This window comes from Litorisediminivivens sp. KMU-197, from assembly GCF_056858395.1.
Window position 1 is genome coordinate 619,621 of the sequence record NZ_JBXEQG010000001.1, and the last position, 14,908, is coordinate 634,528.

Sequence of the window (14,908 nt, forward strand, 5' to 3'; positions counted from 1 at the left end):
CCTCACTCACAAGGTGATTGACGACGGTCACGGGGGGAAGGCGCGGGTACGGATCACCCCGCCACAAATCCCGCGAGTGTCCTCGCACCGCGTTGCATCTACCATTTCTCGCCGAATGGCCGCAGGTCGAGTTCGAAGGTCCAGGCCGAGGGGTCCTGCCTGACCAGCATCAATGCGGCCTCGGCAATCCGTCCGGGCTGGATGAAGTACTCATCGGGCTTGTCCGGCGCGAAGTTTTTCCGAGTATCCGCAGTGTCTATCACTCCGTCGATCACGAGATAGGCGACATGGACACCCTTGGGGCCGAGTTGCTTGGCTAGGGATTGTGCCAGATTGCGCTGTGCCGACTTTGCGGCCGCGAAGGCGGTTGTCCACAGGTTGCCGCGCAGGGCAGCGGTGGCACCGGACACGATGATCGAACCGGAACCGCGTTCCGCCATCTGCGGGCCCAGATGCTTCATCGTGGTGAAAAGTCCGAATGCGCTTACCCGCCAGCTCTGTTCGAACTGATCTTCGGAAATGTCGTCAAGCGTGCCGAACTGGGCAAGATCGGCGTTGTAGATCAACACGTCGATCGGCCCCATCTCGCTTTCGACCGATTGGAGCCTGGACCGGAGGTCATCCGGGTTCGCTGCATCGCAAGTATAGGCTTTTACAGTCGTTTCGGCGTTACCGAGGCCCAAATCGGCACCAGTCCGGCTCAGGAGAGCGAGGTCGAATCCGGCTTTTCCGAAGGTCTCTGCATATGCCCTGCCAAGGCCGGGCCCGAACCCGACGATCGTGCAAACTTTTCCCGACATGTCGATTTCTCCAACATTGTCTGCGCCTGATCATCATCGTTTAACGACCAGTTTCGCGCAAGGACTGGACATGCGTCCGCCTTGGCCGGCGGTCTGGCCGGTATCGTAAGGGCTGAAAGCAATCACCCTGCGGACCAAAAGCAGCAATGGCCGCTTTCCGACTGGCAGCCGGGCCGAAGGGGCCCGGCAAAGTCATCGCAGACGTTTACACAACGGCCGGGCAGCGCCGGCGCGTCCCGCCGTCACCCCGCGGAGCGCATGAGCATGCCGAACAGGTCGCGCGGGTCGTCCGGGTCCGCGAGCAGGTCGAGGTCGATGTAGAACTCCGTGCCGCGGATCCGGTCGCGCACGTAGCGCAGCGCCGAGAAATCCTCGATCGCGAAACCGACGGAATCGAACAGCGTCACCTGCCGCGCGTCGCGGCGGCAAGGTGCGGTGCCGGCGATCACCTGCCACAACTCGGTGAAGGGGTGGTCGTCGGGCATCTGCTGCAATTCGCCCTCGATACGGGTTTGCGGCGGGTATTCGACGAACATCTCGGCGCGGGCGACGATGTCGCGGTGCAGTTCGGTCTTGCCGGGGCAGTCGCCACCGATGGCGTTGATGTGCACGCCGGCACCGACCATGTTGTCGGTCAGGATGGTGGCGTTCTGCTTGTCGGCGGTGCAGGTGGTCAGGATCTGCGCGCCTTCGATGGCCTCTTCGGCAGTGGTGCAGGGCACCACGGTCAGGCCGGAACCGGCGAGGTTGCGGGCGGCCTTTTCAGTGGCGCGAAGGTCGATGTCATAGAGCCGCACGGTGTCGATGCCCACCAGCGCCTGCATCGCGAGGCTCTGGAATTCCGCCTGCGCGCCGTTGCCGATCATCGCCATGGTGGTGGCACCCGCAGGCGCAAGGTACTTGGCCGCCATGGCGGATGTGGCGGCGGTGCGCATCGCGGTGAGCAGGGTCATTTCCGTCAGCAGCACCGGGTAGCCGGTATAGACATCGGCCAATAATCCAAACGCCGTAACGGTTTGCAGGCCTTCCTTCGTGTTCTTCGGGTGGCCATTGACGTATTTGAAGCCATAGGCCTCGCCGTCCGAGGTGGGCATCAGCTCGATCACGCCGACGTCGGAATGCGAGGCGACGCGCGGGGTCTTGTCGAACTTCTCCCAGCGCAGGAAGTCGGCCTCGATATAGCCCGCTAGGTCGCGCAGCATCGGCGCGATACCGACGTGGTGGATCAGTCGCATCATGTTGTCGACCGAGACGAAGGGCACCAGGGCCTTGTCCGAGGGTTGCAGCTCGGCGGGTTTCAGCGGTTTCACGGGACGCTCCATCAGATGTAGGACCGGGTCGGGCGGTCGAAGACGCGGCGGCCGAGCGCCGAGGCGGCGAGGTCGACCATGGCCTGCGCGGTACGGCCGCGTTCGTCGAGGAAGGGGTTCAGTTCGACGAGGTCGAGCGAGGTCATCAGTCCGCTGTCGCAGATCAGTTCCATAGCAAGGTGGCCTTCGCGGATGGTGGCGCCGCCGGGAACGGTGGTGCCGACGGCGGGCGCGATCGAGGGGTCGAGGAAATCGACGTCGAGCGAGACATGCAGAGCGCCGCCGGCCTGTTCAACGCGGCTCAGGAAGGCCGAGAGCGGCGTCGCGATACCGGTTTCGTCGATCTCGCGCATGTCATGGTAGTGGATGCCGCTTGCCTGCAGCATGGCGCGTTCCTCGGGGTCGACGGAGCGCAGGCCGATGATGCAGATGTTCTCCTCGGGGATCGGGGCGGTGACCTTCGGGAAACCCGAAAACCCTTTGCGGCCCGTGGCATAGGCCAGCGGGGTGCCGTGCAGGTTGCCCGAGGTGGTGGTTTCGGCGGTGTGGAAATCGCTGTGTGCGTCCAGCCAGAGCACGAACTGCGGCCGGCCCTTGCTGGCGGCATGGGCGGCGACGCCGGGCACGGTGCCAAGCGACAGGGCATGGTCGCCGCCGAGGAAGATCGGCAGCCCCCGGGTCATGGCCTGCTCGGCCTCGCGCATCAGGCGGTAGGTCCAGGCGATGGTTTCCTGCGGCTTGTGCAGCCGGCCTGTGCCGTCGTCGGCGGGGTGGCTGGCGGGGGTCAGGTTGCCGTCGTCGATGACCTTGAGGCCGAGGTCGGTGAGCGCGCGGGCGAGCCCCGCGGTGCGATAGGCATCGGGTCCCATAAGGCAGCCGTCGCGGCGCTTGCCGCTGTCCATTGGGGCTCCGATCAGGATGCAGGTCTTGGGTTTCATGAGGCCTCCGCGATGTCTGGGTTGCTGCGACTATGCCCGATAAAACGGTTGTCCGGGAGCGGCCAAAGTGATCGTATCGGGGAGGGTTTGTGCAAAACGGATGAGTGAGATTTCGAAATGGACGATACGGATCGGCGCCTGATCGCGGCCTTGCGGCACGATGCGCGGGCGTCGCTGTCGGATCTGGCGGCGCGGCTGGGGCTGTCGCGGACGACGGTCAGGGCGCGCATCGAGCGATTGCAGGGTCGGGGTGAGATTGTCGGTTTCACGGTGGTGCTGAAGGGCGATGCACAGACCGACCCGGTGCGCGGGCTGATGATGCTGGGGATCGAGGGCCGCGGAACGGACCGGATATTGCGGCAACTGCACGGGATGACCGAGGTGCGGGCGCTCTATTCCACCAACGGGCGCTGGGACGTGATCGCCGAGATCGGGGCGGACACGCTGGAAGCGTTCGACGCGGTGCTGGCGCGGATCCGGCGCTTCGATGGGGTGGCGACCTCGGAAACCAGCCTGCTGCTGTCGACGCGCAAGTCGGGCTGAGGCGGCTTGGGCCGGATGCTTGTGGCCTTGGCCGGTGCTGTGTGGCCGCTGATCCATTGATGGATCAGGACTGATCCGTTGACGGTTCGGGGGTGTGCCTGGGGCCGATGCCGGGTGGCGGCTGATCCATTGATGGATCAGGACTGATCCGTTGACGGATCAGGAGCCCGGCGGGTCAGGCAGGGGCGCGGGCGGCCTTGAGCCAGACGAGCACCAGCACCGCCGAGAACAGCGCATTCCAGTTGGCCATGGTCAGGCCGAAGAGAAAGGGCTCGAACGCGTCGCAGAGCACCAGCGGCGGCACATCGCTGCCGCCGGGCAGGAGGTCTCCGCCAGACAGGCCGCCGAGATCGCCGCCGGAGCCGGTGCAGCTGGCCGGACCTTCCCACCATTTTCGTTCGACGCCGCTGTGATAGACGCCGATGCCGGCGGTGGTGGCGGCGGCGAGGGCGCCGAGCAGCGGCAGGGCGCGGCCGGGCAGGACGAGGGCGAGCGCCCCGATCACGATGGCGGCCGCATGGGGCCAGCGCTGCCACAGGCACATCGCACAGGGCGCCCAGCCGAGGGCCTGGAACAGGAAGGCTCCGGCGAGGAGGGCGAGCGAGCCTCCGGCGGCGAGGATGATCAGGGTCTGGCGTGGCACGGGCGTTCCTCGGTCTGTTCGGTTTGGTGGTGATATGCGGCTTGCGGTGGCGACGGACAAGCCCGCAAGCGCCGGCGCGCGGTGGTGTGTCCTAAAGTCCCAGCCAGGCCTTGATCAGGCTGATCAGGGTGGCGCCGGCAAAGAGCAGCGAGGCGATCCATGCGGTGCCTGTCACCATGCCGAGGATCACCAGCAGGCCGTCGCGCTGCAACAGGCCCATGGCCACCAGCACCACGGCAAAGCCTGGCACGGTGTTCGTCGCCGGCAGCGGCACCATGATCGAGGCGCTGAACAGCACAAGCGCCAGACCGACGATTCGGTCCGACGGGGCGCGGGTCAGAACCGACAGCCGAGGGTGGCTGATGGCTTCGATCTTGCGCAGCCATGGGCCTGCGCGCCGCGACAGGTTGGCGAGGTCGCCGGTGGTCACGGTGCGTGCCGCTAGCCGGCCTGGCAGCCACGGCGCACGGCGGCCTAGGGCAATCTGCGCCGACACGAACATCAGCGGCAGCGACACCACCTGCGGAATGCCGTAGAGAAACGGAATGCAGCAGGGCAGGGCGAGGACTAGCAGCAACAGCCCGAAGGCGCGTTCGTGCAGGTGCTCCATAAGCCATTGCAGCGTCACCGTCTCGTCCGGCGCCTCATCAACGAGCGCGGCAATGCGGTCGGAAATTGCCATGTCCTGCGAGGTTGCGGCCGACATTAAGAGGCTCTCCTTGGGGGTTGTTCTCCCGGCAATCGGGGGGTTGCCTGCCGGATAGCAAATCCCCGGGCGCATCACCAGCGGTCGGCGCTTTCAATCTGTAACTGTGGCGCCGGCAATTCACGCTGTCATGGCGTCCATACGCTTGCAGGCGTTCAAATTGCGTTGTAGGACAGGCCCGGGCCCAAGTGGCGGAATGGTAGACGCAGGGGATTCAAAATCCCCCGGCTTAACGGCCTTGTCGGTTCGAGTCCGACCTTGGGTACCAAAGATCTCGCCGATCTCCGCTTTCATTTATTCTTTCAGGTAATGTTTGGGCGACTAGTGTCACCCGCTGCGCTGCGCGTCGGTGTGCCGCGGCGGGCGAGTCGGGGATTCGCGCTTCGTGGGGCTGACCGGCGGCGCGACGGGGGCGGACGACCCGGCCCGGGGCACTGCCACCGGGTGGTGATATGCAGATTATATTTCAATGCGTTAGGGCTCTTGATAGCTGATAACATTGGCCCGTCATCGGATGTCGTCGGCGCGTTATTGCCTGCCTGACCGGTCCCGGCGTCTGGTTGCTGTATCGGCCCTGCACCGGGTCGGACACAGCAACCTGACAGCCACGAGGACACACGACATGACCGCTACGACTTTCTTCAAATCGGCCGCCCTGACCCTGATGATCGCCGTGACCGCCGGCGCCCCTGCCTATGCCGGTGGCAACAAGGTCAAGATCGAGCAGTGGGGCTATCACAATGGCATCGGCGGCGGCCAGAGTGGGCACCGCAACCGCCTGACCATCACCCAGGACGGCTGGCGCAACACCACCATCGCCACCCAGGACGGAGCCCGCAACCGCACCGTCGTCGGCCAGAACGGCACCGACAACTATGCCGAAACCGGCCAGCGCGGCCGCTGCAACATCGCCGGGGTCGCGCAGTTCGGCCATCGCAACTCCGCCTCGGTCGACCAGTCCGGTCGCTGCAACGCGGTGGGCGTGATCCAGGGCGGGAATGGTGGCCGGGTCGAGACCATCCAGCGCGGCCGCGGCAACATCTCGGTGATCGTGCAGGACTGATCGGCACCGCCCCGGGCAGCCGTCATCAAGACGGCTGTCCGCAACCCGGAAAGGAGCTTGCAATGACTTCTGTATCCAGACTTCTGATCGGCTCGGTCGCGGGTCTTGGCCTAGTCGCCGGCGCCGCATCGACGATGGCCCATGACCGCAGGACCGACGGCCTTTGCGAATTGCGGCTGACCCCGATCGCCGGTGGCACTCTGATCGAGGCGCGCCTGCGTCCGCAGGCCACCATGTCTGGCAGCTATACCGTAACGGTCCGCGACAGCGGCCATGGCGGCAGCGCGACCATCGATCAGTCGGGCGATTTCAGCGCGGCGCGGGGGGATGACCTCGTGCTGAGCGAGATCGAGCTGTCGACCACGGCGCGGCGCCTGAAGGCCGAGTTCACCCTGCGCACGGGCGGCACCACTTATGTCTGCCCGCTGCGTACCGTTCCCACGACACTTTGATCCGAAAGGAAACAGCCATGCTACGTCTTCTCATCCTCGCCCTCGGGATTTCCGCCACCGCGATGCCTGCGTCTGCGGAAATGGTTCAATATACCTGGGCGCCGCCGATGCACACCGACCGTCCGCTGCCGACGCCCGAACAACGGGCCCGCGCCATCTGCCGGGCGATGCATCAAAGCGCGCAGGTCATGCAGGACGGCTATTACCAGCGGACCGGCATTCGCCAGATCGGCCGCGGCCACTGCATCCGGATCGACCAGCAGGGTGGCGGGCACAGCGCCGACGTCATCCAGAGTGGCCGACCGAATGGTCTGGCGGTGATCCAGCGCGGTTACGGCGCCCGGGCCAACATCCACCAGCGCGGTGGTCAGGCCGGGATCGTGATGCAATACGGATATTGAGCACGGTGCAGAGGCGGGGCCGGGCGATTTGCCCGGCCTGCCCGGCCCGGTCAGAACCTGTAGCCGAAGAGCTCCCACGCCTTGAGCGCGGGGGCGAATTGCGTGTCGGACGGCCAGTCGGCCAGCCGGTCCGGGGTTCGGTCGCGGATCGGCTCTTCGGGGTCGGGCAGCGGAGTGTCCCGAGGCTCCAGATCGCAGAAGGCGGCGATGTCCGCGAGATGGGTGTCGGGATCGGCGCAGAAATCCTCGTAGCGTAAAACATGGCAGTCGCTGTCCAGCTGGGCCAGGGCCGCCAGATAGGCGCTGTGCCAATGCGCTAGCAACAGGTCGAGCGAGGCCGGGCGCCATTCCAGCGTCGACAGGGCCACCGCCCGCGGGTCGCGCGCGACGATCACGAAGCGGGCGCCGGGCACGACGCTGCGAAGCCATGCGATGCGGGTCAGGTTGGTGGGCGATTTTTCAAGCAGATGCGGATGCTCGGGCCGGTCGGCATGGGCGGACCATCCGTCCAGCAGACGATCGGCGAGGGTCCGGGCCTGCCGGCGGTCGCGCACCGGGGGCGGCACCATCTGCGGTGCGAAGGCGAAGTGGCCGGGGCCGCCGAAGGGCGCCTCTTGTGGCAGCACGTCCTGCAGGAACTGGCCTTCTCTGCGCGGAACGCCGTCATGATGCAGGGTGGCAAGGTCGAAGCGGGCGGCGATGTGATCGTGAATCAGCGTCGTACCGGAGCGGTGCAGCCCACAGACGAAGGTGACGCGGGTGAAGCCGTGCATTGGGGCATCGTGGGTGTCAGGCCGGAAAATCTCCGGCGTCGCGTCGTGGCCGACCCGGTCGACCGCCCTGCGCAGGGTTGCGAATTCGCCTGCCTTCAGCAGATCGGCCCCGGCGTCGGGGTTCTGAATCAGGTCGGGCGGTGTATCGGCGGAGGGTGCGTTCAGCTCGGGCGCGGCGAGCGCCATGTCGAGCACGCCCAGCCGGTCAAGCTCGGCCCGAAGCTCGGGGCCGTTGGCGATCTTGTCGAAGGGGTCTTCGGTCTTGTCCTGTCGGGTGAACCACGACTTTCCCAGAAGATTTCCGGGTTTGACGGTGACCGGCATGGCACGGAGGCTGTCGCAGAGGGTTTCGGCGATGTCCTGCGGGGTGCCGGACTTGAGGTCGCGGTCATAGGAGAGATGGCTGGTGGGGACCTGCTCGGTTGTGCAGAGATCGGCCATCCGGCTGATCCAGGCCTCCTGGGTAGAGGTCCAGGACAGGAAGGCTTCGGCCCTGATGATGGGGCGTATCCCGGTGGTGTCGGTCTTGAACCATGTGTCGGCTTCGCGCGCCTTGCGCAGCGAGACATACTGATCGAGCCGGTTGCGGTTCAGGATCAGGGCGCCGGCGGCGTGGTCGTGCAGGATGCGGCGGATGGCCAGCTGATGGACCTGGTTGGGCTGGACCTTGACGATCACCGGGGTCGCGTCCGGCACGTTGTGCATCAGGGTGTCGAGCGACTCGGCCGGGGCGCTGCGCATGTGGTGGCTGACGGCCTCGGGGGAACCGTAGGTTTCCAGCATGCGGGCTTCGAGGTCGGGATAGAGATTGAGGCCATAGGCGCCGCGCGGATTGAAGATCTCGGACAGGGCGACGATGTCGGGGATGCGGCCGAGAATGTCGATCAGGTAGTTCGAGCCCGAGCGCGGACCGGCAAACAGGACCAGAAGGCGTTTCGCGGGCAGGCTCATCGCGGATAGGCCTCTTCCGGGGCGATGTCGGTGCGGATCATGGCACTGTGGTCGGCGACGATCTCGGCCAGTTCCTGTGCGCCTGTGGGCGGGTCCAAGCGGGACATGGCCTGACGCAGGCGGGCGCGTTCGTCATCATCGAGGATGCGCCGCAGGGTGTCGTCCAGCGCGCCGATATCATGGCGCGCGCGCAGGCAAAGCGCCAGCCCGGTGACGTCGGCCCATTGCGCGCGGGTAAGCTGGCTGTCCATCTCCTCGGCCTCATTGGGGATGAAGATGGTGGGGATGTGGCCCAGAAGCTGTTCGTGGAACGAATTGTAGCCCGCGACGCCGATGGCGGCATCGAGCGCGCGGCTGTTCCGGAAACTGGGAAATTCGCGCATCTGGATGACGCGGCCGCCGGCGCCGGGTACCTCGGGCGGCATGGCGGCCAGCGGCGAGACGATTTCCAGCACCCGGACGCGGGGATCGCGCAGCAGGCGGTCGATGACGGTTTCGCGCAGGTCCTTCAGGTCGAAGTTGGCGCCCGAGCCCATTTGCAGGGCCACGGCGAGATCATTGTCGTGAAGGCCATAGGCGGCGCGGGCGGTTTCGCGATCCGCCCTTGCCGCCGGGTCGATATGCAGCACCGGACCGACGGTATGGACGTAATCGCGCACCTCGCGCGTGGGACCGTGGTCAAGGTCTCCGGCCAATTCGCCGGGCTCCAGCACGCCGGTGAACAGGTGCGCGTGTTCCAGAAAGGGCCGGTGGCATTCACGCCACATGGCGCGGCGGACCCAGAGCGAACAGAGGTCGGGCACCTCGCGCAGCACATCGGCGAGGCCGCCGAACACGGCGGTTCCGTCATAGGCCAGCGTGGCGGGGCGCAGGTGGCGGATCAGGTCGAAGAGTTCTTCGGCGAAGACCCGGTTCCAGGCTTGCGGCTCCGCGTCCAGGTGGCGGTGGTGGGGCAGGTAGAACGCCGGGTAGCCGGCATCGCGGGCGACCTTGAGCGAAAAGCTCATCGAGGCGAAGACCGGTTGCAGATCGTCCTGCGGCAGCCGGTCTGCGATGGCCAGTTGCTGGGTCAGGTGGCCGACGCCGATGCCGTTGGTCGACAGGAACAGGACCGGCGCCTTGTGCCCGCGCTTGACCACCGGGGCCTTGGGGGCGCGGACGTCGCGCAGGCCATAGAGCATGAGCCGGTCGAAGGCGCGTTCCTGCGCGTTGTGATGACAGGTGACCCAGAGCCGGGCGCGCTGGCGCTGCGCCTGCCAGGCGTCGGGGTCGGCAAGGAAGCCATCGATCACGTGGCTGACGTCCTCGGGCTCGGCATAGACGGCGGCTTCGCCGAAGAGGTCTTCGAAATGCGGTGGCAGAATGGTGACGATCCCACAGGCGAGGGCCTCCAGAACGGTGCGGCCGAAGGCTTCGAGCCAGGTTGCGGAATGGTAGTAGACGTAGAAATCGAGGTCTTGCAGGAAATCCGGCACGCCGGCAGGGTCGAAATCCTGCGAGACCCATGTGGCGGGCAGGGCGCGGCCGTAGTGCTCGGTCAGGAAATCGCCGCCGCCGAGGATACGCAGCTCTATCTCGGGCCGGTCTGCGCAATAGGCCTGGGCGGCCTCGTCCCAGGTGTCGGGCCATTTCTGCGCGTGGGGCCGTGCATGGCGGCCGATGACGATATGCGCCGGGTCCGGAGACGAGCGGTCGGGATCGAACGGCCATTGCGCGGGGGTGATCAGGTTGATCCAGTCCTCGGCCACCACCGGGCCATGCGGTGAACGGTGCCCGGCAAGGGTGCGGCGCACGGCCGGGCTGACCGGGGCCACCCAGACCTCGGGCGCAAGGGTGGCGGCGATATTGGCCTGCACCTCTGCCAGATCGTACTGGCGCTGGCCGTCGTTGTCGTACATCGGGTGATGCAGGATCAGCAGCGCTCGGTCGGCACTGACCGGCAGGCGGCTGCGCGGCAGGTAGCGGAACACCACCGGGTGATGCACCAGCGCAAGCTGGGCGTGCCACGCCTCGCCCGGGCGGAGCAGATGCAGCCGGCCGCTTTCCACATGGGCGCGGATTCCGGGGTGGACCGGCCAGGGCAGATTCAAAAGATGGGCGCGGACCAGCAGCAGACCGACGCGGATATGGGCGTTCTCGGTGAGGATGGCGTCAAGCTCGCTGGCGACGGCGGTGGAGACGCCGCCTTCGAAGCGGCCGTCCACGACGTATACGACGTCGAGTTCATTCATCGTCGGCAAGGGCAATCCGCCGGGCCTGGGAGAGGTAGTCGTCGAAGCCTATCCCGTAGGATATCGCACGGCGCGGCGCCCATTTGGTGACCAGAAGCGCGCGGCGTTCGGCCAGATAGGCGGGCCAGTCGGTGAGCTTCGGGAAGGCGGCGATCTGCGCGAGCGAAGGCAGGGCCTCGAACGCGGCCTTGGCGTCCATGAAGGTCCGGAAATCGAGCGATGTGTGCACGAAGACGAGTTGGTGGCGGAAAAAACGGCGCGACAGCGGACCGATCACCGGGGCCAGCGCCTCGGGCGCGCGGTCGAGGGCATAAATCATGAGGACGCGGCGACCGTCGGGATGAAGCGAAAGGCTGTCCTGTTCGCCCGCGTCTTCACCGCGGCGTGACATGCCTGGCAGTTTCAGGCTGAGCTTCAGTATTCCCGACCCGCGCGCGGAACGATCACGGTACGTTCGCCCGCCATCGGGGCGTCCTTGATATAGGGGCAGCGTTCGGATGAGCCGGGTTCGCAATATTGCGGTCTGGCGCCGTCAGAGGTGCTGCAACCCACAAGGGCGACCATGGCGAAAGCGGAGGAGGCAAAGTTGAAAATCTTGTTCTTCACGGTGATACCAATCTTGACAGAAGAGACGGATGAAGCGCCGGGAAATACGCCCTGAAGGCAACCATGCGCATGACGTGAGTACAACTAATCGTGAAGTGACTATAGGGCGGGTCTCGCAATCGCACAACTGGTTTGTGCCGGCGAAGACTTTGGTTTTTCCGGTAAATCGCGGGATTTGCCGTGACGAGGTTTTTGCGGCACAATGAAAAGGCGCTGGTGTCTTGGTGTTCTTCGGGCATGGCGTGCATTGCATCCGCATCGATTTATCGCCGCTTGGCAGAAATCCGTCACCGCCATGGTCACAGCCAGAACTTTTCTGATGTCACTTGCCGCCTTGCTGGTCCTGACGGGCGCGGCGCTGGCGCAGGCAAGCGACATGCCGGGCAAGCGGGTCGCGCTTGTGGTGGGCAACAGCTCCTACTCGGGGATACCTTATCTGGACAACCCGGCCCGGGACGCGGCGCTGGTGGCCGCCCGGATGGAGGCGGTGGGCTTCGAGGTGATGCTGCGCACCGATCTTGACCGGCGCGGCTTCATTCGCACGCTGGGCGAGTTTCAGAAACTGCTGGAGGGCAGCGAGACCGGTGCCTTCTATTACGCGGGTCACGGCGTGCAGGTGGACGGTCGCAATTATCTGCTGCCCATCGATGCCACACTAGAGTCGCGGGAATTCCTCAGCATGGAGGCACTTGACCTCGACGTGGTGACCGACCGGCTCAACACCGCCAGCAAGACCTCGCTGCTGTTTCTCGACGCCTGCCGCAACAATCCCTTCGACCAGACCCGTGGCAGCGACGCCTCGACCCGCGGGCTGGCGCGGGTGACGGCGGACCGCAACACGATGATCTCGTTCGCGGCGGCGCCGGGCAACGTGGCGCTGGACCGGGTTCCCGGTGTGCTGGAGGGCAACAGCCCCTTCGCGGTGGCGCTGGCCCGGCACCTTGGTACGCCCGGGGATTCGATCAGCCGCACCATGATCAAGGTCCGTCGCGAGGTGCTGGACATCACCGACGGCCGGCAGGTCCCGTGGGAGAACTCTTCGCTGGTTGACGAGGTGGTGCTGGCGGCGGCGCCGCTGCCCGACCCGGATGCCGACGCAATCGGGGACGAAGACATGTGGGAGTGGATTTCGACCAGCGACGATCCGGTGGTGTTCGAGCGTTTCGCGGCGCGTTTCCCGCAAAGCCGTCACCTGCAGGAGGCCAACCAGCGCGCCGCCGCGCTGCGCGAAGCCGAGGAGGCCGCGCGCCGCAAGGCCGAGGATCTGGCGGCGAAGGCCGAGCGCGAGGCGCGCGAGGCGGAAGAACGCGAGCGCCAGATTGCCGCCTTCTTCGCCGAGCCCGGACCGCCGGAGATTCTGGGCACCTTGCGCGATTGCGACGCCTGCCCGGAGCTGGTCGAGATCCGGGGAACCGAGGTGCTGTTCGGCACCCCCGAGACCATTCTGCGCGGCCAGTCCGACGAGCGCCCCGCCCAGCGGCTGGCGCTGAGCACGCCCATCGCGGTGGCGGTGACCGAGACCACTCAGGCCGAATTTCAACGGTTTGTCGACGCCACCGGTCACGACTGGCCCGACGCCTGCCTGATCACCCCTGACAACGATTCCCTGCTGTTCGGGGGCTCACGCCGTGCGGACACACCGCAGGGGGACGACCTGCCGGCTGTCTGTGTCAGTTGGACCGATGCCAAGGCCTATGCCCGCTGGCTGACCGACACCACCGGGCACAGCTATCGGCTGATGACCGAGATCGAGTTCGAGTACTTCGCCGAGGCGTTCCATTTCAACATGGACATGGAGCAGATCATCGGCGGCCGGAACGTCTGCGAGATGGTCAATATCGCCGACCTCGGATCGCCGTTCAGCTGGCGGAATTTCAGTTGCACGGATGCGCTCGGCCCCGGCGTGGTACCCGTGCGCGCGCTGGAGCCCGACCGCTTCGGTCTTCATCACCTGCTGGGCAATGTCTGGGAGTGGATGGAGAACTGCTATGAGCCCACGCCCGAGGCCGCCGCCGAGCGGGCGCTGACCCCGGACAGCGCAGGCTGCGATGCCCGCGCCGTGCGCGGTGGCGGCTGGAGCGATCCGCTGACCTCGCTCAGCACCTCGAACCGCAACTGGGAGAAACCCGAACTGCGGTCCGATTCCATAGGCTTTCGCGTGGTCCGCGTCACGCAACAGGAGAACTGACCCTCATGACCCGCATGCGCCTTTTCGTGCTGCTGCTGACGGCGCTGCTGGCCGCCCCGGTGGCGGCGGTCGAGATCACCCTGTCGTGCGGCACCGAGGGGTCGACCTACAACATCTGCCAGCAGAGCATCGACCGCTGGGAAAAGAAGACCGGCCACACCGTCCGGCTGGTGCAGGTGCCCAAGAAGACCAACGACCAGCTTGATTTCTTCCGACTGAAACTGGCCCAGCCCAACCCGGCAGAGGCGCTGGACGTGGTCAAGATCGACGCGATCTGGATCAATCTGGTTGAGCAATACCTCGTCGACGTCGCTCCCTACAGCGATGGCGCGGAGGATCGGCATTTCGCGCGGCTGATCGAGAATGCCACCTTCGAGGGCGGGCTGAAGGCGCTGCCGCTGTGGAGCGGGGTGGGGCTGTTCTATTACCGCACCGATCTGCTGGAAAAATACGGCGAGCCGGTGCCGCGCACCTATGACGAGATGGAGGCCATCGCCGCGCGGGTGCAGGCCGCGGAGCGCAAGTCCAACAGGGATTTCTGGGGCTATGTCTTCGAGGCGACGCCGGGTGAGGGGCTGACCTGCAACGCGCTGGAATGGCTGGTGGCGATGGGCGGGCAACCGATCATCGACGCCGACGGCAAGGTGCGGGTGAACGACGCCGAGGCGCTGGCGACCCTGCGCCGCGTCAAGGGCTGGATCGGGGAGATCACGCCGCCCGAGGTGGTCGAGATGAACAACGAACGCGCGCGGCAGTTCTTCCAGCAGGGCAAGGCGCTGTTCATGCGCAACTGGCCATACGCCTGGGCGCTGTCGCAGAAATCCGACAGCCCGCTCAAGGGCAAGGTCGGTGTGACCACGATGCTGACCGGACCGGCGGGCGCGGGCGGCACCCACGGCGGCTGGTATTTGGGCGTGTCGAAACGAAGCGCGCACCCCGAGATTGCCGCCGATCTCGCGCTGTTCATGACCAGCAAGGACGAGCAATTGCAGCGCGCCCTGTTCCAGAGCCAGAACCCGACGCGGCCGGCGCTATACGCCGATCCGGACGTGCGCAGCATATCCGAGTTTTTCCAAGTGATCTTCGGCGGGCTCCAGCAGGCGGCGAACCGGCCCAATGCCAAGCTGAAGGGCAGTTACATCTACGTGTCGAACGTCTGGTCGCAGGCGGTGCACGACTATCTGGCCGGGGATGCGGATGACCCGCAGCCGGCATTCGATGAGCTTCAGGAACAGATGGAACGGCTGGAACGGCGCGGCTGGTGACGTTGGGGTATGTATTGCCATAACGCGATGTGTGATTT

At 66.0% G+C, this 14,908-nt stretch carries 15 protein-coding genes and 1 tRNA gene; 7 read left to right on the top strand and 9 right to left on the bottom strand.

Annotation, left to right across the window (positions count from 1 at the left end; translation table 11 throughout):
• Window positions 1–98: 98 nt before the first annotated feature.
• The 3 genes from AC04PT_RS03030 to rocF all read right to left on the bottom strand — a co-directional run bounded on the left by AC04PT_RS03030 (window position 99) and on the right by rocF (window position 3,048).
• Window positions 99–800, bottom strand: coding sequence for an SDR family NAD(P)-dependent oxidoreductase (locus tag AC04PT_RS03030; RefSeq protein WP_482872019.1), 702 nt, complete (start codon window positions 798–800; stop codon window positions 99–101).
• 242 nt (window positions 801–1,042) lie between these two features.
• Window positions 1,043–2,086, bottom strand: a complete 1,044-nt coding sequence (locus tag AC04PT_RS03035; protein ID WP_482872438.1) for an ornithine cyclodeaminase — start codon at window positions 2,084–2,086, stop codon at window positions 1,043–1,045.
• A gap of 35 nt (window positions 2,087–2,121) precedes the next feature.
• Window positions 2,122–3,048, bottom strand: coding sequence for an arginase (gene rocF, locus AC04PT_RS03040; protein ID WP_482872020.1), 927 nt, complete (start codon window positions 3,046–3,048; stop codon window positions 2,122–2,124).
• Between the two features lie 117 nt (window positions 3,049–3,165).
• On the opposite strand from rocF, the gene AC04PT_RS03045 reads away from it, so the two are divergent.
• Window positions 3,166–3,591, top strand: coding sequence for an Lrp/AsnC family transcriptional regulator (locus AC04PT_RS03045; RefSeq protein WP_482872021.1), 426 nt, complete (start codon window positions 3,166–3,168; stop codon window positions 3,589–3,591).
• 175 nt (window positions 3,592–3,766) lie between these two features.
• Here AC04PT_RS03045 and AC04PT_RS03050 read toward each other — a convergent pair whose 3' ends face one another.
• Both AC04PT_RS03050 and AC04PT_RS03055 read right to left on the bottom strand, forming a co-directional pair.
• Window positions 3,767–4,234, bottom strand: a complete 468-nt coding sequence (locus AC04PT_RS03050) for a disulfide bond formation protein B (RefSeq protein WP_482872022.1) — start codon at window positions 4,232–4,234, stop codon at window positions 3,767–3,769.
• Between the two features lie 91 nt (window positions 4,235–4,325).
• Window positions 4,326–4,940 (bottom strand): exopolysaccharide biosynthesis protein, encoded by a 615-nt coding sequence (locus AC04PT_RS03055; RefSeq protein WP_482872023.1) that lies wholly within the window; start codon window positions 4,938–4,940, stop codon window positions 4,326–4,328.
• A gap of 182 nt (window positions 4,941–5,122) precedes the next feature.
• Here AC04PT_RS03055 and AC04PT_RS03060 point away from each other — a divergent pair.
• The 4 genes from AC04PT_RS03060 to AC04PT_RS03075 all read left to right on the top strand — a co-directional run bounded on the left by AC04PT_RS03060 (window position 5,123) and on the right by AC04PT_RS03075 (window position 6,856).
• Window positions 5,123–5,208 (top strand) — tRNA-Leu (locus AC04PT_RS03060).
• 354 nt (window positions 5,209–5,562) lie between these two features.
• A complete protein-coding gene (locus AC04PT_RS03065) occupies window positions 5,563–6,003 on the top strand; it encodes a hypothetical protein (RefSeq protein WP_482872024.1) in 441 nt (146 codons plus the stop codon).
• A 62-nt stretch (window positions 6,004–6,065) separates the two neighbouring features.
• On the top strand, window positions 6,066–6,455 hold the full coding sequence (csgH, locus tag AC04PT_RS03070; RefSeq protein WP_482872025.1) for a curli-like amyloid fiber formation chaperone CsgH: 390 nt from the start codon (window positions 6,066–6,068) through the stop codon (window positions 6,453–6,455).
• A gap of 17 nt (window positions 6,456–6,472) precedes the next feature.
• Entirely contained in the window at window positions 6,473–6,856 is a 384-nt protein-coding gene (locus tag AC04PT_RS03075; RefSeq protein ID WP_482872026.1) for a hypothetical protein, read from the top strand.
• Between the two features lie 50 nt (window positions 6,857–6,906).
• On the opposite strand, the gene AC04PT_RS03080 is transcribed toward AC04PT_RS03075, so the two are convergent.
• Genes AC04PT_RS03080 through AC04PT_RS03095 form a run of 4 tightly spaced genes read right to left on the bottom strand, consistent with a single transcriptional unit; the run spans window position 6,907 to window position 11,417 of the window.
• Window positions 6,907–8,580 carry a sulfotransferase gene (locus AC04PT_RS03080; RefSeq protein ID WP_482872027.1) on the bottom strand — a complete coding sequence of 558 codons (1,674 nt, stop codon included), beginning with the start codon at window positions 8,578–8,580 and terminating at the stop codon, window positions 6,907–6,909.
• Window positions 8,577–10,811: a glycosyltransferase family protein gene (locus tag AC04PT_RS03085; protein WP_482872028.1), complete on the bottom strand. Its 2,235-nt coding sequence runs from the start codon at window positions 10,809–10,811 to the stop codon at window positions 8,577–8,579. Before AC04PT_RS03085 ends, AC04PT_RS03080 begins: the two co-directional genes overlap by 4 nt.
• A complete protein-coding gene (locus AC04PT_RS03090) occupies window positions 10,804–11,202 on the bottom strand; it encodes a hypothetical protein (protein ID WP_482872030.1) in 399 nt (132 codons plus the stop codon). The genes AC04PT_RS03085 and AC04PT_RS03090 overlap by 8 nt, the downstream gene beginning before the upstream one ends.
• Before the next feature lie 23 nt (window positions 11,203–11,225).
• Window positions 11,226–11,417, bottom strand: a complete 192-nt coding sequence (locus AC04PT_RS03095) for a hypothetical protein (RefSeq protein ID WP_482872031.1) — start codon at window positions 11,415–11,417, stop codon at window positions 11,226–11,228.
• 319 nt (window positions 11,418–11,736) lie between these two features.
• Between AC04PT_RS03095 and AC04PT_RS03100 the strand changes: the two genes are divergently transcribed.
• Window positions 11,737–13,605 carry an SUMF1/EgtB/PvdO family nonheme iron enzyme gene (locus AC04PT_RS03100; RefSeq protein ID WP_482872032.1) on the top strand — a complete coding sequence of 623 codons (1,869 nt, stop codon included), beginning with the start codon at window positions 11,737–11,739 and terminating at the stop codon, window positions 13,603–13,605.
• Window positions 13,606–13,610: 5 nt separating this feature from the next.
• On the top strand, window positions 13,611–14,870 hold the full coding sequence (locus AC04PT_RS03105; protein WP_482872033.1) for an ABC transporter substrate-binding protein: 1,260 nt from the start codon (window positions 13,611–13,613) through the stop codon (window positions 14,868–14,870).
• Window positions 14,871–14,908: the final 38 nt, after the last annotated feature.